The 19,886-nt window shown below is 65.5% G+C and carries 20 protein-coding genes; 3 read left to right on the forward strand and 17 right to left on the reverse strand.

Annotated features, from left to right (window positions below):
• Positions 1-91: 91 nt before the first annotated feature.
• The 5 genes from RZA67_RS12080 to RZA67_RS12100 all read right to left on the reverse strand — a co-directional run bounded on the left by RZA67_RS12080 (position 92) and on the right by RZA67_RS12100 (position 6,245).
• A complete protein-coding gene (locus RZA67_RS12080; RefSeq protein ID WP_317212984.1) occupies positions 92-1,099 on the reverse strand; it encodes a suppressor of fused domain protein in 1,008 nt (335 codons plus the stop codon).
• Between the two features lie 237 nt (positions 1,100-1,336).
• A complete protein-coding gene (prpE, locus tag RZA67_RS12085) occupies positions 1,337-3,217 on the reverse strand; it encodes a propionate--CoA ligase (protein WP_317212985.1) in 1,881 nt (626 codons plus the stop codon).
• 718 nt (positions 3,218-3,935) lie between these two features.
• Positions 3,936-4,559 carry an RluA family pseudouridine synthase gene (locus RZA67_RS12090; protein WP_317212986.1) on the reverse strand — a complete coding sequence of 208 codons (624 nt, stop codon included), beginning with the start codon at positions 4,557-4,559 and terminating at the stop codon, positions 3,936-3,938.
• 82 nt (positions 4,560-4,641) lie between these two features.
• On the reverse strand, positions 4,642-5,628 hold the full coding sequence (locus RZA67_RS12095) for a malate dehydrogenase (protein ID WP_317212987.1): 987 nt from the start codon (positions 5,626-5,628) through the stop codon (positions 4,642-4,644).
• 125 nt (positions 5,629-5,753) lie between these two features.
• Positions 5,754-6,245 carry a peptidylprolyl isomerase gene (locus RZA67_RS12100; RefSeq protein ID WP_317212988.1) on the reverse strand — a complete coding sequence of 164 codons (492 nt, stop codon included), beginning with the start codon at positions 6,243-6,245 and terminating at the stop codon, positions 5,754-5,756.
• Between the two features lie 242 nt (positions 6,246-6,487).
• On the opposite strand from RZA67_RS12100, the gene typA reads away from it, so the two are divergent.
• Genes typA through RZA67_RS12115 form a run of 3 tightly spaced genes read left to right on the forward strand, consistent with a single transcriptional unit; the run spans position 6,488 to position 10,467 of the window.
• On the forward strand, positions 6,488-8,335 hold the full coding sequence (typA, locus tag RZA67_RS12105; protein ID WP_317212989.1) for a translational GTPase TypA: 1,848 nt from the start codon (positions 6,488-6,490) through the stop codon (positions 8,333-8,335).
• 8 nt (positions 8,336-8,343) lie between these two features.
• Positions 8,344-8,811: a DUF2127 domain-containing protein gene (locus RZA67_RS12110; protein ID WP_317212990.1), complete on the forward strand. Its 468-nt coding sequence runs from the start codon at positions 8,344-8,346 to the stop codon at positions 8,809-8,811.
• A 36-nt stretch (positions 8,812-8,847) separates the two neighbouring features.
• Positions 8,848-10,467 carry an amidase gene (locus RZA67_RS12115; RefSeq protein WP_317212991.1) on the forward strand — a complete coding sequence of 540 codons (1,620 nt, stop codon included), beginning with the start codon at positions 8,848-8,850 and terminating at the stop codon, positions 10,465-10,467.
• Between the two features lie 33 nt (positions 10,468-10,500).
• On the opposite strand, the gene RZA67_RS12120 is transcribed toward RZA67_RS12115, so the two are convergent.
• The 12 genes from RZA67_RS12120 to rpsE form a co-directional block, all read right to left on the reverse strand.
• Complete coding sequence (locus tag RZA67_RS12120; RefSeq protein WP_317212992.1) at positions 10,501-11,637, reverse strand: mechanosensitive ion channel family protein; 1,137 nt, start codon at positions 11,635-11,637, stop codon at positions 10,501-10,503.
• 63 nt (positions 11,638-11,700) lie between these two features.
• On the reverse strand, positions 11,701-13,098 hold the full coding sequence (locus tag RZA67_RS12125) for a 3-deoxy-7-phosphoheptulonate synthase class II (protein ID WP_317212993.1): 1,398 nt from the start codon (positions 13,096-13,098) through the stop codon (positions 11,701-11,703).
• A gap of 65 nt (positions 13,099-13,163) precedes the next feature.
• A complete protein-coding gene (locus RZA67_RS12130; RefSeq protein ID WP_317212994.1) occupies positions 13,164-13,667 on the reverse strand; it encodes a disulfide bond formation protein B in 504 nt (167 codons plus the stop codon).
• Positions 13,668-13,852: 185 nt separating this feature from the next.
• The gene (gene rplQ / locus RZA67_RS12135; RefSeq protein WP_317212995.1) at positions 13,853-14,239 is read right to left on the reverse strand and encodes a 50S ribosomal protein L17; all 387 of its coding nucleotides are present in this window, start codon (positions 14,237-14,239) and stop codon (positions 13,853-13,855) included.
• Between the two features lie 184 nt (positions 14,240-14,423).
• Positions 14,424-15,422, reverse strand: a complete 999-nt coding sequence (gene rpoA / locus RZA67_RS12140) for a DNA-directed RNA polymerase subunit alpha (protein ID WP_317212996.1) — start codon at positions 15,420-15,422, stop codon at positions 14,424-14,426.
• A 55-nt stretch (positions 15,423-15,477) separates the two neighbouring features.
• Positions 15,478-16,107: a 30S ribosomal protein S4 gene (gene rpsD, locus RZA67_RS12145; RefSeq protein WP_004145446.1), complete on the reverse strand. Its 630-nt coding sequence runs from the start codon at positions 16,105-16,107 to the stop codon at positions 15,478-15,480.
• Positions 16,108-16,122: 15 nt separating this feature from the next.
• Positions 16,123-16,512, reverse strand: a complete 390-nt coding sequence (rpsK, locus tag RZA67_RS12150) for a 30S ribosomal protein S11 (protein ID WP_004145443.1) — start codon at positions 16,510-16,512, stop codon at positions 16,123-16,125.
• A gap of 11 nt (positions 16,513-16,523) precedes the next feature.
• Positions 16,524-16,880 (reverse strand): 30S ribosomal protein S13, encoded by a 357-nt coding sequence (gene rpsM / locus RZA67_RS12155; protein WP_004145437.1) that lies wholly within the window; start codon positions 16,878-16,880, stop codon positions 16,524-16,526.
• Between the two features lie 362 nt (positions 16,881-17,242).
• Positions 17,243-18,610, reverse strand: a complete 1,368-nt coding sequence (secY, locus tag RZA67_RS12160; protein WP_317212998.1) for a preprotein translocase subunit SecY — start codon at positions 18,608-18,610, stop codon at positions 17,243-17,245.
• Positions 18,611-18,617: 7 nt separating this feature from the next.
• Positions 18,618-19,061 carry a 50S ribosomal protein L15 gene (rplO, locus tag RZA67_RS12165; protein ID WP_317212999.1) on the reverse strand — a complete coding sequence of 148 codons (444 nt, stop codon included), beginning with the start codon at positions 19,059-19,061 and terminating at the stop codon, positions 18,618-18,620.
• Between the two features lie 6 nt (positions 19,062-19,067).
• Positions 19,068-19,259, reverse strand: coding sequence for a 50S ribosomal protein L30 (gene rpmD, locus RZA67_RS12170; protein WP_317213000.1), 192 nt, complete (start codon positions 19,257-19,259; stop codon positions 19,068-19,070).
• Positions 19,252-19,794: a 30S ribosomal protein S5 gene (rpsE, locus tag RZA67_RS12175; RefSeq protein ID WP_317213001.1), complete on the reverse strand. Its 543-nt coding sequence runs from the start codon at positions 19,792-19,794 to the stop codon at positions 19,252-19,254. The genes rpmD and rpsE overlap by 8 nt, the downstream gene beginning before the upstream one ends.
• Positions 19,795-19,886: the final 92 nt, after the last annotated feature.

Below are 19,886 nucleotides of genomic sequence, written 5' to 3' on the forward strand. Positions count from 1 at the left end.
AGTGCCCTTCGGGCCGGCGCAAGCTCCGTCAGCAAGGGGCTCCTGCCGTTGCCTGCGTCACCTGCCGGACGCAAAGGTCGCCCCGACGGCCTCAGCCTACGATGGCCGCCGCCTCACCGCGTGTATCGCGCAGCGTGGTCGGCCGCACCTCGATCACCAGCGCGCCGCCGTCGCCGAGTGGATACAGGCCGCGCTGTGGCCTCAACTGCTGCAGCAGCTGCGCCAGGCTGGCGGTGACCACGGTGCAGACCGCTGTCGCGCCGTCACACTGGACCCGGTCCACCCTGCCCGGCTCGAACACCCAGCTGCGTTGGCGGCCGGCCAGTTCCAGTGGCCGCCCATAGGGCAGGCGCGCTGGCAGCAGCCGCTGCAGGCGGGCTACCTGCCCGGCACCGATCACCAGCCGTGCAGGCCCCTGCCCGGTCACCTGCCAGTCGAGGTCGTCAACGAACAGGGCGGCGGTGCTGGACCCCTCGCGCTGGCTGCCGTGCCGGATCTGCCCCGCCAGCGCGGGGTCATCCATCAGGTCGCCACGGTCCAGATCGGTGATCCACAGGGGCATGGCCGGCGCGAGGGCATGCAGCACCGCCTCGGCCGACCACGTCAGGATCGCGTCCATTTCGCCGTCAGCCAGCCCGATCGCCTGCAGCAGTTCCAAGCGCCCATGGGGGGTCTGTCGGGGTGCCAGCTGCGGGTCGCGCATGAACGCCAGATGGCGCAGCCGCGTGTCGTGCTCCAGCGCGATCGGCCCATTGGCGTTCAGGTAATGGCCCTGCTCGAACACGTTGCCAGACTCGAACACATAGCGCGCCAGGTTCTGCAGCAGATTCAGCGGCCACATCGGAGGGGGGCTGTCTGCCGACGCATCGAGCGGCGCCGCCAGGCGGAAGGTCAGCTCGAAGCCGAACCCGCTGTGATCGGGATCGTCACTCTGCTTGTCGTACAGCTCGGAAAAGCCAAAGGTGACAAAGTGCCAGTGCGGTCGCGGCGTCCCGGTCCAGTAGACACTGATGCCGTCGAGCGGATCGTCGCCACCCAGCGTCAAAGGTCGCAGCGTGCCGAAGTGCCTCGGTTCCTGCCCGGGATACAGCGCAGTCATGGCCTGGTTGATCGCATCCCATCCGGGCGTGCCGTCACTCTGTGCGCTCCCTGGGAGCGCCGCGCGATGATCGTCCTGCACCTGCCAGCCCTTCACGGTTACGGCGCATCACTGTAGCCCAGCACTGCCGCCCTGTCGCTTACAGCAGGGCGGCTTCGATCAAAAGCCAGTAATTCAAAGGCGAGCGCGATGGCGCCCGCCAGGAAGCGGCCGGGCCGCAGCCCGGCCCAGCCTCTCTCACCGCCCCAGCGCGCGGCGGATCTCGTCCAGGGCACCGGGATCGTCCAATGTGGACAGATCCCCCGGATCACGCTGCTCGGCCAGCGCCTGCAGCGAGCGCCGCAGCAGCTTGCCCGAGCGCGTCTTGGGCAGGGCGTTGACTACATGGATGTGGGCAGGACGCGCCACCGCACCGAGCGAGTCGGTGACCTTGGCCATCATCTGGCCGACCACCTGGGCCGGATCCTCACCATTGAGACCCTGCTTGAGGGTGACGAACACCAGCGGCACCTGGCCCTTCAACTCGTCCTTGACGCCGATGACGGCCGCTTCGGCCACCTGGGGGTGGCTGGATATGGCCTCTTCGATCTCGCGCGTGCCCAGACGATGGCCGGCCACATTGATCACATCGTCGGTACGGCCGAGGATGAAGGTGTAGCCATCCTCATCCCGGATCGCCCAGTCCAGGGAGCTGTACAGCAGCTCCTTGAAATGGCTGAAATAGCTCTGCAGGAAACGCTCATCGTCATTCCAGACCGTGCTCATGCAGCCCGGCGGCAGCGGCGGGCTCATCACCAGCACGCCTTTCTGGCCCGGGCCCACTTCCTCGCCGGTGGCTTCATCGATGACCTTCATCCGGTAGCCCAGGTTGGGGAAGCCCGGCGAGCCGAAACGTACCGGCTTCATCTCCAGCCCCGGCAGCAGGGTCAGTGCCGGCCAGCCGGTTTCGGTCTGCCAGTAGTTGTCGATGATCGGTTTGCCCAGTGCTTCGCTGGCCCAGTGCGCGGTGGGCTCATCCAACGGCTCACCGGCCAGGAAGATGTATTTCAATGCACGCAGGTCGTGGCGGCGGATGAAATCAACATCGTGCTTCTTCAGGACACGGATCGCGGTGGGCGAAGAGAACAACGTACGCACGTTGTACTGCTCGCACAGCGCCCACCAGATGCCCGGGTCCGGGTTGGTCGGCAGCCCTTCGTACAGCAGCGACGTGCACCCGCCGATCAGCGGTCCATAGACATTGTACGAATGCCCCACCGCCCAGCCCACGTCGGAGGTGGAAAACATGACCTGGCCGGGCCTGCAGTCGAAGACCGTTTCCATGGACTGCGCCATCGCCACGGCGTAGCCGCCGACATCACGCTGCACCCCCTTGGGCTTGCCGGTGGTACCGGAGGTATAGAGCAGGTAGCTGGGCTCGCTGGACTCCAGCCACTGCACCGGCACATCGGTCTGGCCTACCTCCTCGCGCAGCTGCGCGTAGTCCACATCGCGCCCGGCCACGCGCGGCTGCGCCGGGTCCAGCCCACGCGAGACGATGAGCACGTGCGGCGGCGGACTGCTGGCTTCGGCACAGGCGGCATCGACCATCGGCTTGTAGGGGATGAGCTTGCCGCCGCGCATGCCGGCGTCGGCCGCGATCAGCAGCTTGGGTTTGGCGTCGTCGATGCGCAGCGCGAGGTTGTGGGCGGCGAAGCCGCCAAACACCACCGAGTGCACCGCGCCGATGCGCGCGCAGGCCAGCATGGCGAACACGGCCTCAGCCATATTGGGCATGTAGACCACCACGCGGTCGCCATGGCCGACGCCAAGCCGCTGCAGCACGGCAGCGAAGTCATTGACCTCGCGATACAGCTGGCGGTAGGTGATTTCGCGGGTGACGTTGGTCTCGGTGGACACCGTGACCAGGGCGAGCTGATCACCGCGTTCGGCCAGGTGGCGGTCCACGGCGTTGTAGCAGAGGTTGGTCCTGCCGCCGACGAACCAGCGCCGGAATGGCGGGTTGCTGTAATCCAGTATCTGCTGTGGTGGTTCGTGCCAGTAGATCCGTTTGGCTTCCTCGCCCCAGAACGCCTCCGGTTCGTCGATCGAACGGCGGTAGGTTTCCTCGTAGTTCATGACGCAGCCCTCCCAGACAAAGTCATGCTTCGAGCATAGTGCGGTGGCGGCCACCGGACCGCCCTACCTTGGTAGGGGGGTGGTAGCCGGGCTGCCGCCCGGCACCCGCCGAAGCCGAAGCCGAAGCCGAAGCCGAAGCCAAAGCCAAAGCCAAAGCAACAGCAACTGCTGGGTTCTGCGGGTTGGCGGGGCGGGGTCATTGGCGGGGGCCGCCGCAAGTACATCCATGTAGGCTAGGTCGCCGCATCCATGCGGCTCACACCCCCGCCAACGACCCCGCCCCACCTTCGACAACTCCCCGCAAGCTGTCAGAACAGCTCGATGCCTCCCCGTCTTTTCTCTCTCTGCTCAAGATGCTTGATTTCAATACATCTGAACTTTCAGATCATCTGAAAAATAGATTGAAGAAAAGAAAGCCTCGGGAACACAAGTTTCAACGCTGCAGCAGACGACAACTCGCAGTCACCTCGACATCGCGCAGCCGGTCAGCGGCCGCAGAACTGTCGAAGGCGGGGCGGTGTGGGTTTGCGGGGTGTGAGCCGCATGGATGCGGCGACCTAGCCTCCATGGATGGATTCACGGCGGCCCCGCAAACCCACACCGCCCCGCCACCCCGCAGAACCCGGGCTGTTGCTGTTGCTGTTGCTGTTGCCCTTGCTGTTGCCCTTGCTGTTGCTTCTGCGGGTGCCGGGTGCAACCCGGCCAGCCCCCCCTCCCCCTAGAACGGGGGGGCGGAGTGGAAGGCCAGGGACTGGCCGGTCACCGGATGCGCAAAGCGCAGTTCGCTGGCATGCAGGTGCACCCGCGATGCTGGCTCGGCTCCGTAGAGGACATCACCTACGATCGGGTGACCCAGACTGGCCATGTGCAGGCGCAACTGGTGACTGCGCCCGGTCACCGGCTCCAGCGCCACCCGCGTGCGCCCTGTGTCCGGGTCGCGGGCCAGCACCTGCCACCGCGTCAACGCCGGCTTGCCCTGCGCGTGATCCACCTTCTGCCGTGGCCGGTTCGGCCAGTCCACCACCAGCGGCAGATCCACCTCGCCCACGTCGTCCCGCACTTCGCCCTGCAGTACCGCGTGATACCGCTTGCCCACCTGGCGTGCGGCAAACAATGCCGACAGCGCCGCCTGCATCGGCTTGCCAAGCGCATGCAGCAGCAGGCCAGAAGTCACCTGATCGAGCCGGTGCACGGTCAGCGCCTCGGCGTGCACCTGCTGCAGGCGTGCGATGACGCAGTCCTGGTTGGCTTCGCCCCGTCCCGGTACCGAGAGCAGGCCGGCCGGCTTCTCGGCCACCAGAAGGTGCGCGTCGATGTAATGCAGGTCGATCAACTCTGACATTCCGCTCCCCCTACGCAGACGGGGAAGCCGAAGCTTCCCCGTCCGTGTCGCAACCGCGTGCCGCCCGGAGGCAGCCGCACACTCAGCCCAGCAGGTGGGCGACGCCGGCGCGCTCTTCTTCCAGCTCGGCCAGGGTCTTGTCGATGTACTTCTGGCTGAAGTCATCCACCGGCAGATCCTTGACCAGCGTGTATTCGCCGTTCTCGGTGGTCACCGCGAAGCCGAAGATCACGCCTTCCGGAATGCCGTAGGAGCCGTCGGACGGAACGCCCATGGTCACCCACTTGCCGTTGCTGCCCAGCACCCAGTCACGGATGTGGTCGATGGCGGCGTTGGCAGCCGACGCGGCCGAGGACGAGCCACGGGCGTCGATGATCGCCGCACCGCGCTTGCCCACGGTCGGAATGAAGGTGTTGGCGTTCCACTCCTGGTCGTTGATCGCCTCGGCGATGGACGCGCCATCGGCGGTAGCGAAGCGGTAGTCCGGGTACATGGTCGGGCTGTGGTTGCCCCACACCACCAGCTTTTCCATGCCGCCGACCGGCTTGCCCAGCTTGGTCGCCAGCTGGCTCAGGGCGCGGTTGTGGTCCAGACGCAGCATGGCGGTGAAGTTGCGCGGGTTCAGGTCCGGCGCCGACTTCATCGCGATATAGGCATTGGTGTTGGCCGGGTTGCCGACCACCAGCACCTTCACGTCACGCTTGGCGACCTTGTTCAGCGCTGCGCCCTGGGCGGTGAAGATCTTGGCGTTTTCCAGCAGCAGATCCTTGCGCTCCATGCCCGGGCCGCGCGGACGTGCGCCGACCAGCAGGGCGATGTCGGCGTCCTTGAACGCCACTTCGGCGTCATCGGTGCCGACCATGCCGGCCAGCAGCGGGAAGGCGCAGTCTTCCAGTTCCATCATCACGCCCTTCAGGGCGGCCTGGGCCTTGTCGACCGGCAGTTCCAGCAGCTGCAGGATGACCGGCTGGTCCTTGCCCAGCATTTCGCCGGATGCGATGCGGAACAGGAGGGCGTAGCCGATCTGGCCGGCAGCGCCGGTCACGGCAACACGAACAGGTGCTTTCATGGGGTTTTTCCTCTGCTAAGAAGCGATGGCGCAACGGGGAGCAGGGCCGCCGGGCGGGGGTTACCTGGCGGGGCGGCCGCAGACGTGAAAACGGCCCCCTTGCAGCAAGGGGGCCGTCGCATGAATCAGGCGGCGAGGTGCTTGTTCCACTCCGCCACGCGCTCGGCCTGGGCGGCCAGCACGGCGTCGGTGTCGCCTTCCAGGGTGATCGAGTGGATCACGTCCCCCTGCTTGACCGAGTCGACGATGGCCTGGCCTTCCAGCACCTGGCCAAACACGGTGTGCTTGCCGTCGAGCCAGTCGGTCTTGATGTGGGTGATGAAGAACTGGCTGCCGTTGGTGTTCGGGCCGGCGTTGGCCATCGACAGCGAGCCGATCTGGTGCTTCACACCGTTCTTCTCGTCCTCGAACTTGTAGCCCGGGCCGCCGGTGCCCTGACCCTTGGGGCAACCGCCCTGGATCATGAAGTCGGCGATCACGCGGTGGAAGATCAGGCCGTCATAGAAGCCATGCTTGACCAGGTTCACGAAGTTGGCGACGGTCAGCGGCGCCTTGTCGGCAAACAGCTCGACCTTGATCGGGCCCTGGGTGGTATCGAAAGTGGCGATGAGGGACATGAAGATCCTTGGGTGCAGATGGGAAGGCGTCTATCCCCCTAGTTTACACCTGCCCCGCGACGCCGGCGGCTTCGACCATCGGTGGATGACACGGCCCTCGGCAGGGTCCGTTCAGGCCGCCCGGCGCACTGGCTGAATGGGCGGCCGATCCCCACCGAACATCTGTTTTCGCGAAAGGCAAACTTACCCGTATAATGTTGGACTTCTTTTTCCAAATCCGGCGCCGACTGGCCCCCTTTCGCATGTCCATCGAAAACCTTCGCAACATCGCCATCGTCGCCCACGTCGACCATGGCAAGACCACCCTGGTCGATCAGCTGCTGAAGCAGTCCGGCACCCTGTCCGAGCGTACCGTCCTCGCCGAGCGCGTGATGGACAGCAACGACCAGGAAAAGGAACGCGGCATCACCATCCTGGCCAAGAACACGGCCATCACCTGGGAAGACAAGCGGACCGGCGTCAAGAACCGCATCAACATCGTCGACACCCCCGGCCACGCCGACTTCGGCGGTGAGGTCGAGCGCGTGCTGTCGATGGTCGACACCGTGCTGATCCTGGTCGATGCGATGGACGGCCCGATGCCGCAGACCCGTTTCGTGACCCAGAAGGCCTTTGCGATGGGCTTCAAGCCGATCGTGGTGGTCAACAAGATCGACCGTCCGGGCGCGCGTCCGGAGTGGGTGATCGACCAGGTGTTCGACCTGTTCGACAAGCTGGGCGCCACCAATGAGCAGCTGGACTTCCCGATCGTCTACGCCTCGGCCCTGAACGGCTACGCCGGCCTGGAAGACACCGTGCGTGACGGCGACATGACCCCGCTGTACGAAGCGATCATGCAGCATGCCCCGCGCCCGGAAGTGGACCCGGAAGGCCCGTTCCAGATGCGTATCAGCCAGCTGGACTACAACAACTTCGTGGGCGTGATCGGTATCGGCCGCATCCAGCGCGGCACCCTGAAGAAGAACATGCAGGTCGCGGTCATCGACCGTGAAGGCAAGAAGCGCAACGGCAAGGTGCTGCAGGTGCTGGGCTTCCTGGGCCTGGAGCGCATCGAACAGGATTCGGCCGAGGCCGGTGACATCGTGGCGATCTCCGGCATCCAGGAGCTGACCATCTCCGACACCCTGTGTGCCCCGGATACGCCCGAAGCCCTGCCGGCGCTGACCGTCGACGAGCCCACCATCTCCATGACCTTCCAGGTCAACAACTCGCCGTTCGCCGGCAACAAGGACCTGTCCGGTGGCAAGTTCCTGACCAGCCGCCAGATCAAGGACCGCCTGGACCGTGAAAAGGTCCACAACGTGGCCCTGAAGGTCGAACAGCTGGAAGACGCCGACAAGTTCCTGGTCTCCGGCCGTGGCGAACTGCACCTGTCGGTGCTGATCGAGAACATGCGTCGCGAAGGGTACGAGCTGGCCGTGTCGCGCCCGGAAGTCATCATCAAGGAAATCGACGGCCAGATGATGGAGCCGATCGAGCAGCTGGTGGTGGACATCGAAGAAGTGCACCAGGGCGGCGTGATGGAAAAGCTGGGCACCCGCAAGGGCCAGCTCAAGAACATGGAGCCGGACGGCAAGGGCCGCGTGCGCCTGGAGTACCAGATCCCGGCCCGTGGCCTGATCGGTTTCCAGAACGAGTTCAAGACCCTCACCCAGGGCTCGGGCCTGCTGTTCCACGTCTTCGACCATTACGGTCCGAAGGAACAGGGCGCCATTGCCAAGCGCATCAACGGCGTGATGATCGCCAATGCGCCGGGCACCACCCCCGCTTATTCGCTGGGGCCGCTGCAGGAGCGTGGCAAGCTGTTCGCCGCTGAAGGTGACAACGTCTATGAAGGCCAGCTGGTCGGCATCCACTCCAAGGACAACGACCTGACCGTCAACGCCATCAAGACCAAGCCGCTGACCAACATGCGCGCTTCGGGCAAGGATGACGCGATCCAGCTGACCCCGGCGATCAAGTATTCGCTGGAACAGGCGCTGGACTTCATCGAAGACGATGAACTGGTCGAGATCACCCCGAAGGAGATCCGCCTGCGCAAGAAGTTCCTGACCGAAAGCGATCGCAAGAAGGCCTCGCGCGGCGGCTGATCGCAGACGTGAACGCTGATGCGTACAACCCGGATCCCAAGCGGCATCCGGGCCTGCATGTCATCGCCCTGCTCGAAGCGGGCAAGGCGGTGCTTGCATTGGTGGCGGCGACCGGGCTGGAACTGCTCGGTCCGCAGCCCCTGCGCAACGGCATTGATGCCCTGATCCGGCGTTTCAGTCTGGACCCGGATCACGGCACCCTGCCCTCTCTGTTGAATCTGGTCAGCCCCGATGCCGTGCACCTGGCCGCTGTCGGGATGCTGGCCTACGCGCTGCTGCACCTAGTTGAAGCCTGGGGCCTGTGGCGTGCGCGCGCCTGGGCGTCCTGGCTGGGCTGTGTGTCGGCCGGCATCTATCTGCCGCTGGACATCTACGCCATCGCCCGCCACCCCGGCTGGGCATCCTGGACGGTACTGGCCGTCAACCTGCTGGTGGTCTACGTGCTCGCCCGCGACATCGGCAAGCGCAATCGCTGAGCGGCTACACTCCCGGTGTGTTACGCCGGTCCGCGCATGTCCCGAACTGACTGCTTCCGCCCGTTGCTGCCGTTACTGACCGTCGCGCTGGCGGCCAGCCTGCTCGGCTGCGCGCCCGCGCCGCCCGATCCCGCCGCCAGCGATGCTGCCGATGCCGCCGCGTCCTTCCTCCTGGCCGAGGCCGACATTCCGACCCTGCAGGCACACATGGCCCGCGGCGAGCTGGACAGCGCCGCCATCACCGCTCAGTACCTGCAGCGTATCGCCGCGAGCAACCGCAGTGGCCCGCAGCTGCGCGCCGTGCTGGAAACCAGTCCCGCAGCACCGCACGAGGCTGCCGCACTCGATCAAGAGCGGCGCCGGGGCATCAGCCGTGGTCCGCTGCATGGTGTTCCGGTGCTGCTCAACGACACCATCGCCGCAGCACCGCTGGCCACCAGCGCCGGCGCCCTGCCCCTGCAGGACTTCCGCCCGGATGATGCCTACCTGGTCAAGCGGCTGCGCCAGGCCGGCGCCGTGGTGCTGGGCAAGGGCAACATGAGCGAATGGGACGGCCATCAGGACCCGCCCGTCGCACCCGGCTGGAGCGCACGCGGCGGACAGACCCGCAACCCCTACAGTCTCCGCCACAGCCCGTGCGGCACGAGCAGCGGCGCGGCGGTGGCAGTGGCGGCCAACCTCACCAGCGTGGCCATCGGCACCGGGAGCCAGGGTGGCCTGCTCTGCCCGGCTGCGGTCAACGGCATCGTCGGCCTCAAGCCGACGGTGGGCCTGGTGAGCCGCGATGGCGTGTTGGCCGCTTCCTACAGCCAGGACAGTCCGGGACCGATGGCACGCACCGTGAGCGATGTGGCTGTCGTCCTGACCGCGATTGCCGGGCGCGACGACGCCGATCCGGCTACCGCGGCAATGCCCGGCAGGGCGGTGTACGACTACACCGCGCGGCTGCGCGACGACGGCCTGCGCAACGCGCGCATCGGCGTGCTCGACAGCCCACTGGCCGCCCAGCCCGGCGTCGATGTCCTGCTGCGTCACGCGCTGGCCGAGCTGCGTGCCGGTGGGGCAACGGTGATCAGGGTGCCCGACCTGGACAGCAGCGCCTGGGCCGAGGACGAACAGACCGTGTTGCGCCACGAGTTCAAAGCGGGCCTTGCACGCTACCTGGGCACGGCGCAGGCGCCGCTGCGGAGCATTGAAGAGGTGCTGGCCTGGTATCAGGACCATTCCGCTGGCCCTGATGGCCAGCGTTGGCTCGCGCTCGCCGCGCAGGCCGGGCCGCTGGGCAGCGCGGAGTACCTGGCCGCACGCAGCCGCGCGCGGCGCATGGCGGGAGAACAGGGGATCGACGCCCTGCTCAAGGCGCACAAGCTGGACGCACTGGTCGCGCCGACCGCGGGGCCGGCCCCCCTGCTGCAGGAGGGCACCGCCGCACGGGCAACGCAGGGCAGCTTTGCCGCAGCCACTGCTGCGGGCTATCCCGCCCTTACCGTGCCCATGGGCCAGGTCGACGGGCTGCCGGTGGGCCTGCTGTTCACCGGAACCGCCTGGAGCGAACCCCGCCTCATCGAGCTCGGCTACGCCTTCGAACAGCGCACGCTGGCCCGGCGGGCACCGCGCCTCGTCCTTCCCGGCCGCGCCGGGAATCCGGAACGCTGAGAGCGCCCGCGCGCGACGCGCGTAGGCACCCGGTCATACGGTTGCAGGCGGCACGATCGGCCCTTCGCCGTCCTCGGCACCCGGCGAACGCACGTCCTCGCTGTCGGCGCGGGGCGCGCTGGAGGGACGGCGGCGGTCATCCTCCTGCTGGATGCGCGCACGCACCTGGGGCAGTGCCTCGGGATGTTCGCGGGCCAGGAAGTCGAGCATGCGCTCACGGACAAGGCAGCGCAGATCGAACGCATCGCCTGAGTTGCGGGCGCTGACCAGCAAACGGACCTGCAGGGTCTTCTCCGTGGTCTCGGTGACCTGGGTGACACAGACCCGTCCATCCCAGAGCGGCGCCTCCTTGCAGATGCGCTCCAGCTCGGCGCGGATGGCGGCGATCGGCGCACGGTAATCCAGCCACAGGAACGCCGTGCCGAGCAGGTCGGCGCTGCGCCGGGTCCAGTTCTGGAACGGGTTCTCGATGAACCAGGTCAGCGGCACCACCATGCGGCGCTCATCCCAGATGCGCACCACCACGTAGCTGCTACCGATTTCCTCGATGCGTCCCCATTCACCCTCGACGATGACCACATCGTCCAGGCGGATCGGCTGGGTCAGCGCGATCTGCAGGCCGGCAATGAGATTGCCGAACACCGGCCGCGCCGCGATACCCGCGACCAGGCCGATCAGACCAGCCGAGGCCAGCAGCGCCGAGCCGATTTTGGCCACCATGTCGAACTGCAGCAGCACCAGCGAACTGCCGAGCACGATGATGCCGCCCATGACCACACGGCTGAGCACCCGGGTCTGGGTCTGCACGCGGCGGGCTTCGAGATTGTCAGCCACATCGATCGGATGGCTGCGCAGGATCGCACGCTCCACGGCCGCCACTGCGCGCACCAGCACCCAGATGAAACAGGCGACCAGACAGATATGCAGGACGCGCTGCAGCTGCGCCAGCAGTGGGTCCTGCAGAGGCGTGGCCTGCAACGCCGGTATCAACAGCAGCAGCGGGAAGGCGGTAGCCAGCGGCAGCCCAATGACCCGACCAATGCGCGCGCGCCGACGATCCCGGCCTTTGAGCCGGCGGTACAGCCAGCTGATCAACCACGCGCCGATACCGCCTATCAGCAGCGCGATCCCGAGCGGCCATGCATAGGCCTGTGCCTGTTCCCAGTCCACCACGCCTCACACCTCCGAGCAGTTGCAAAACCGCAGGGTGGCGCGCCGGCGATGATCGCCACGTCAGTCGTTCGTAAGCGTTGTGTCCACGCCCTGCTTGCGCACGATCGCCATGGCCATCTCCAGCGACTGTTCGTAGTTGAGTCGCGGGTCGACCGAAGAACGATACGCACGCTCGAGATCGCGCTCGGTCAACTCACGGGCGCCACCCGTGCACTCGGTGACATCCTCGGCTGTCAGCTCCAGATGGACGCCACCCAAGCGCGTGCCGGCGGCCGCGTGCAGGTCGAAGGACAGCTCCAGCTCGCGCCGGATGTTGTCAAAACGACGGGTCTTGTAGCCGTTGCCGGTGGCTTCGGTGTTGCCATGCATCGCATCGCACACCCACAGCACGCGTCGACCATCGGCCCGCATCGCCTGCAGCAGGGGCGGCAGCTTCTGCTCGATCTGCGCCGCTCCCATGCGGTGGATGAAGGTCAGGCGTCCCGGCTCGTCATCAGGACTGAGCACATCGACCAGACGCAGCAGCTGATCCGGCGTCACCGAGGGGCCCACCTTGATCGCGATCGGATTGCGCACGCCGCGCAGGTATTCCACATGCGCACCGTCCAGGGCCGCCGTCCGCATGCCGATCCACGGGTAATGCGTGCTGAGGTTGAACCAGCCCTGCTGGCGTGGCACTTGCCGTGTCAGCGCCTGTTCGTAGGGCAGCAGCAGTGCCTCATGCGAGGTGTAGAACTGCACGCGGTTGAGATTGTGTACAGGTGCCCCGGACAGCGTCTCCATGAAGCGCACCGCGTCCTCGATGGAGCCGACCATCTTCTGGTAATCGTTGGCCAGCGGCGAATGCCGCACCCAATCAAGGTTCCAGTATTCGGGATGGTGCAGGTCAGCGAAGCCGCCGTCGATCAAGGCGCGCACGAAGTTCATCGTCATCGCCGAATAGGCATGCGCCTGCAGCATCCGCCGCGGATCGGGCTGACGCGCGGCCTCGGTGAACGCCGGCCCGTTGATCACGTCGCCGCGATAACTGGGCAGGGTCACGCCATCGCGGGTTTCGGTGTCGGCTGAGCGCGGCTTGGCGTACTGCCCGGCGAAGCGGCCGACGCGGATCACCGGCCGGCGCAGCCCGTGCACCAGCACCAGGCTCATCTGCAGCAGCACCTTGAGCCGGTTGGACACCGTCGTCGATTCGCAGTCGCTGAAGTTCTCAGCGCAGTCGCCGCCCTGCAGCAGGAAGCGCTTGCCTTCCTGCGCCTCGGCCAGCTGCTGCTTGAGCGCCAGGATCTCCCACGAGGTCACCAGCGGCGGCAGGCGCTTGAGCTCGTGCAGCGCCGCATCGAGCGCCAGCGGGTCAGGATAGGTTGGCATCTGCAGCGCAGGCCGGGCCTGCCAGCTGTCCGGCGCCCACCCCGGCAGATGCGGCGGTGAGGACGGCGGGCACGAGGATGCGGCAGACATGGCAACTCCAATCAACAGTGACACCGGCAAGCACCGGCAGATGGGACCAACGTCCCGGAATCAGTTCAACGAACGCGGCGCAGTGAAACCCACAGCGCCCACACCGCCAGCAGCACGAACCAGACCAGCGACCACATCGGCATCGTCAGACCCAGGAAGGTCCAGTCGATGTTGCCGCAGTTGCCGGTACCGGTCAGCACCGTGCGGAACACTTCCAGCGGTCCCATGGTCTCGCTGAGGAAGGCCAGCGGCGGGCCACAGGTGGCCCCCATTTCCGGCGGCAGCAGCTGTACGTAGACGTGCCGCCCCGCGATGCCGATGCCCACGCCCGCAGCGATGAACGCCAACACGCCGTAGGTCGCCCGCCCGGCACGATTCGAGGGACCGTGCAAGGCACCGATCAGGAACAGCAGCCCCAGCGCAGCAAATGCCAGGCGCTGGAAGATGCACAATGGGCAAGGTTCCAGCCCCATCTTCAGCTGCAGGAAGATCGCGTAGGCCAGCAGGCCAGCACAGACAAGAAAACCCAGCAGGAACTGGGCGCGGTATGGCCAGCGCAACGGATTCATCGGCAACACTCACAGGGGACCGCCGCAAGCGTAACCGATGCACCGGCGCATTCGCACAGCTGACCGTGCACGACCGCAGAGCAGCCGACCGTGGGGTCGGCTCCACCGGACAGAAACCGCCACTGCAGATAGCAGAAACCCGGCACGAGGCCGGGCTTCTGTCAGCTCTGCAGCGGCGCGGTCGATTACTCGCCCACAGCCTCGGCAACGGCGACCGGACGGTCGACCAGCTCGACGTAGGCCATCGGCGCATTGTCGCCGGCGCGGAAACCGCACTTCAGCAGACGCAGGTAGCCACCCGGACGGTTCGCGTAGCGCGGGCCCAGGATGGTGAACAGGTTGCCCACGGCTTCGTTGTCACGCAGACGGGCAAAGGCCAGACGGCGGTTGGCAACGGAGTCGACCTTGGCCAGGGTGATCAGCGGCTCGGCGACGCGGCGCAGTTCCTTGGCCTTCGGCAGGGTGGTCTTGATCAGCTCGTGCTTGAACAGCGACGCGGCCATGTTCTTGAACATTGCTTCGCGGTGGGCGCTGGTACGGCTGAACTTACGGCCAGACTTCTGGTGACGCATGATGAATTCCTTCGTTAATGGTGTGACTGTGAGGTGCGTTGTCGCCATCCTGGCGTTGCTGCGCGGACTGCGGTTGGTCCTGGCCATCCCTCCTGGACGACCTGCCCGCGGGCCTGGGGCCCGTCATGGCATAAGCGGTTGAAGGCTCCACCGCGAACGATGGAGCCTTCAGCCATTACCGATCTCAGCCGAGCATGCCGTGGCTGGCGACACCGGCCGGCGGCCAGTTCTCCAGCTTCATGCCAAGGGACAGACCACGCTGGGCCAGCACTTCCTTGATCTCGGTGAGCGACTTCTTGCCCAGGTTCGGCGTCTTCAGCAGCTCCACTTCGGTCTTCTGGATCAGATCACCGATGTAGTAGATGCTTTCGGCCTTCAGGCAGTTGGCCGAACGCACGGTCAGCTCCAGGTCGTCGATCGGGCGCAGCAGCACCGGATCCACGCCGTTGTTGGCCGGCTTGGCCGCACCGCGGTCGCGGTGGGTGAAGTCACCGAACACCGACAGCTGGTCGCTGAGGATGTCGGCTGCGGTACGTACAGCTTCTTCGGCGTCGATGGTGCCATTGGTCTCGATATCGATGACCAGCTTGTCCAGGTCGGTACGCTGTTCGACACGCGCCGCTTCCACGGCGTAGGCGACACGGCGGACCGGCGAGAACGAGGCATCCAGGACCAGGCGGCCGATGGCGCGGGTTTCTTCGTCCGGACGACGACGCGCAGCAGCCGGCTGGTAGCCGAAACCACGCTCGATCTTCAGACGCATGTTCACTGCCGTATCCTTGGTCAGGTGGCAGATCACGTGTTCGCCGTTCAGGATTTCCACATTGTGGTCGACCTTGATATCGGCGGCGGTGACAACGCCCGGGCCCTGCTTGGACAGGGACAGGGTAGCGCTATCGCCGGAGTGCATACGGATAGCCACGTCTTTCAGGTTCAGCAGGACTTCGAGCACGTCCTCCTGCAGACCTTCGACCGTGGTGTACTCATGCAACACGCCGTCGATTTCGACTTCCGTGATGGCGAAGCCCGGGATGGACGACAGCAGCACGCGACGCAGGGCATTGCCCAGCGTATGCCCGTAACCGCGCTCCAAAGGTTCGATAACGACCTTTGCACGGGTGTCGGTAAGGCGTTCGATCTGCGGACCGCGAGGACGCAGAACCTGGTTGGCGGTAACCGTCATGTTGCGGGTTCTCCTAGTGAACCCCCGGCCGTCGCCGGGGGCTCTCCAATGTGAATTACTTCGAATACAGCTCGACGATCAGCGCTTCGTTGATGTCCGCAGGCAGATCCGAACGATCCGGAACAGCCTTGAAGATGCCGGTGAACTTGCCGGAATCCACTTCAACCCACGACGGGCTCAGGTCATGCTGGGCGGCAACGGTCAGGGCTTCCTGAACGCGCAGCTGCTTGGCAGCCTTTTCCGACAGAGCGATGGCGTCGCCAGCCTTGACCTGGTACGAAGCCAGGTTGACCGACTTGCCATTCACGGTGACGCCGCGGTGCGACACCAGCTGACGGGCAGCCGGACGGGTGACGGCGAAGCCCATGCGGTAGACAACGTTGTCCAGGCGGGTTTCCAGCAGCTGCAGGAGGTTCTCGCCGGTGTTGCCCTTCTTGGTCGAGGCCTTCTTGTAGTAGTTGCGGAACTGACGCTCCAGCAGACCGTAGATACGCTTGACCTTCTGCTTTTCACGCAGCTGGGTGGCGTAGTCGGACAGCTTGCCCTTGCGGGCAGTGGCGCCGTGCTGGCCGGGCTTCTGCTCCAGCTTGCACTTGGAGTCCAGCGCACGCGCCGGGCTCTTCAGGGACAGGTCGGCGCCTTCGCGACGGGCGAGCTTACAGGTAGGACCGATATAACGAGCCATTTCTTATCGCTCCCTTTAGACGCGACGCTTCTTCGGCGGACGGCACCCGTTGTGCGGGATAGGCGTCACGTCGATGATGTTGGTGATCTTGTAGCCGACGTTGTTCAACGAACGCACGGCCGACTCACGGCCCGGACCCGGGCCCTTGATGCGGACTTCCAGCGACTTCACGCCGTAGTCCAGCGCAGCACGACCGGCCTTCTCGGCAGCCACCTGGGCAGCGAAGGGCGTCGACTTGCGCGAACCGCGGAAGCCAGCGCCACCGGAGGTCGCCCACGACAGCGCATTGCCCTGGCGGTCGGTGATGGTCACGATGGTGTTGTTGAACGAAGCGTGGACGTGGGCAACGCCGTCGGTGACGACGCGCTTGATCTTCTTCTTGGTCTTAGCAGCGGGCTTAGCCATTTATAGGTCCCTTACTTCCTGATCGCCTTGCGCGGGCCCTTGCGGGTGCGGGCGTTGGTACGGGTGCGCTGGCCACGCAGCGGCAGACCGCGACGGTGACGCAGACCGCGGTAGCAGCCCAGGTCCATCAGGCGCTTGATCGCGATGCCGATTTCACGGCGCAGATCGCCTTCCACGATGTACTTGCCGACTTCGGCGCGCAGGCGCTCGATTTCCGGCTCGGACAGATCGCGGATCTTGGTGGTCGAAGCAACGCCTGCGACTTCGCAGACCTTCTTCGAACGGGTACGGCCGATGCCGTAAATGCTTTGCAACCCGACCCAGACATGCTTCTGGGCTGGCAGGTTGACGCCTGCAATACGCGCCATGACGCGGTTCTCCAGCTGAGTGATGGCCGACAGCGCACCAGGCGGCGCGCCAATCCGGCAGGATGGATCAAAAAAGTGAACTAGCGATACTAACAAGGTTCCGGTTTACTTGAAAGCCCGTGAAACCAGAAGGTTTCATGGACCTTGGCCTGGGGAGTGTGCCCAGGCTCCGGCGCCGGACCAGGTTGACCCCGCGAAACCCCTCTTGCGAGAGATTTCCGGAGCCGCCCGCGCTACTCCTGCGCGGTACGACCCGATCTCACCCCCACCCGGAACCGCTGCGGGGGCCGCCCTTCTTTGGATGGCCGGGCCCGCGAAGCGGAGGACCATCACAGCAGGAAGACGATAGTGTAGCAGGTGAATCAGCCGCGAGCAAAGCCGCCGCGGTTGCCACCCTTCAGATTGGCCTTCTTCAGCAGGCTTTCGTACTGGTGCGACATCAGGTGTGCCTGCACCTGGGCGATGAAGTCCATCACCACCACCACCACGATCAGCAACGACGTGCCACCGAAGTAGAACGAGGCGTTCAACTGGGTGCGCATCAGCTCCGGCAACAGGCAGACGATCACCAGATACGCCGAACCGGCTGCGGTCAGGCGGGTCAGCACGCCGTCGATGTAGTCGGCGGTGGCCTTGCCCGGTCGGATGCCCGGAATCAGCGCACCCGACTTCTTCAGGTTATCGGCGGTTTCCTGCGAATTGAAAACCAGCGCGGTATAGAAGAACGCAAAGCCGGTGATCAGCGCAGCGAACACGATCATGTGCAGCGGCTCGCCCGGGCCCAGTGCGTTGGCCACGCGCTGCAGCCACTGGCCGGTCGCGCTCTGGTTGGCCGCCTGGCCGGACCACATCGCCAGCGTCGCCGGGAAGGCCAGCAGGCTGGAGGCGAAGATCGCGGGGATCACGCCGGCCATATTGAGCTTCAGCGGCAGGAACGAGGTCTGGTTCATGTAGGCGTTGCGGCCGCCCTGGCGACGTGCGTAGTTCACCGTGATGCGGCGCTGGCCGCGTTCGACGAACACCACGAAGAAGGTGAAGGCCAGCACCACCAGCACGATCAGCAGCAGCTGGATGAACTGGATGTTGCCGTCGCGGTAGGCGTCGAAGGTGTGGATGACCGCACCCGGCAGACCGGCGACGATGCCGGCGAAGATGATCAGCGACACACCGTTGCCGATGCCGCGCTCGGTGACCTGTTCGCCTACCCACATCAGGAACATGGTGCCGGCGGTCAGCGCGATGATGGCAGTCAGCACGAAGCCCATGCCCGGTGCATAGACGACCGGCGCGCCGGTCGGCGAGGTCTGGCCCTGCAGCGCCAGGGCGATCGAACCGCCCTGCACCACGGCCAGCAGCACCGCACCGATACGGGAATACTGGGTGATCTTGCGGCGACCGGACTCACCTTCCTTCTGCAGCGCCTTCAGCGCCGGGAAGATGTGCACGGCCAGCTGCATCACGATCGATGCCGAAATATAGGGCATCACGTTCAGCGCGAAGATGCTGAAACGGTGCAGGGCGCCGCCCGAGAACATGTTGAACATGTCCACGATGCCGCCGCCCTGCTGTTGCATCATGGCAAGCATGGCATCGGGATTGACGCCAGGCACCGGCACGTAGCAGCCGATGCGATAGACGATCAAAGCCCCGACGACGAACAGCAAACGTTGGCGAAGTTCAGTGAACTTGCCCATTCCGCCCGCGAGGTTACCGATGCCAGCTTGCGCCATGATTCTCTTACTCCGTTACGCTGCCGCCGGCAGCTTCGATTGCGGCCTTGGCACCAGCCGTGGCAGCAACACCCTTCAGGGTGTACGCCTTGGTCAGCTCGCCCTTGACGACGACCTTGGCCTTCTTCGCGGTGCTCGGGACCAACTTGGCCGCACGCAGTGCGGCGAAGTCGATCTCACCGGCCGGCAGCTTGTCCAGCTGGTACAGCAGCACTTCAGCGGTGTCCTTGGCGATCGGCGAACGGAAGCCGATCTTCGGCAGACGACGCTGCATCGGGGTCTGGCCGCCTTCAAAGCCAGCCTTGATCTTGCCGCCACCCTTACGGGCGAACGAACCCTTGTGGCCGCGGCCGGCAGTCTTGCCCAGGCCCGAGCCGATACCGCGACCGACGCGGGTGCGCTCGGTACGGGCGCCCGGTGCCGGGCTCAGTTCATTGAGACGCATGGTCATGATCGATTACTCCTCAACCTTGACGAGGTAGTGAACGGTGTTGATCAGACCGCGAACCTGCGGGCTGTCCTTCAGTTCACGCACATCGTTGAGCTTGTTCAGGCCCAGGGCACGCACCGACAGGCGGTGACGCGACTGGGTGCCACGCAGGCCGCGCACCAGGCGCACCTTGACGGTCTTGACGGTGTCATTAGCCATGGTTCAGATCCTCTACCTTCTTGCCGCGCTTGGCCGCGATGCGGGCCGGCGACTGCGCAGCAGACAGACCCTTCACGGTGGCACGCACCAGATTGATCGGGTTGCGCGAGCCGGTGGCCTTGGCCAGCACGTTCTTCACGCCAACGGCTTCCAGCACGGCGCGCATGGCACCGCCGGCAATGACGCCGGTACCTTCCGAAGCGGGCTGCATGAACACGCGGGCTGCGCCGTGACCATCCTTGATGGTGTGCCACAGGGTGCCGTTGTTCAGATCAACGGTGACCAGATTCTTGCGGGCCTGCTCCATCGACTTCTGGATGGCGACCGGCACTTCGCGCGCCTTGCCGTAGCCGAAACCGACCTTGCCTTCGCCGTCGCCGACCACGGTCAGGGCGGTGAAGGTGAACTGGCGACCGCCCTTGACGGTCTTGCTGACGCGGTTGACCGCGACCAGCTTTTCGATCATGCCGTCGTCGACTTTCTCTTCGCGGTTACGGTCGCGATCGCGACCCCGCTGCTGACGTTCTTCTGCCATGTTTATTCCTTGGTTGTTTGAGTATGTACGGCTCAGGGCCGCTTGTTGTTGTGGAATGCAACGGTGAAGCGGGCGCCCCCGCAGAAGGAAGG

The organism is Stenotrophomonas sp. C3(2023) (assembly GCF_032911385.1).
Classification (GTDB): Bacteria; Pseudomonadota; Gammaproteobacteria; order Xanthomonadales; family Xanthomonadaceae; genus Stenotrophomonas.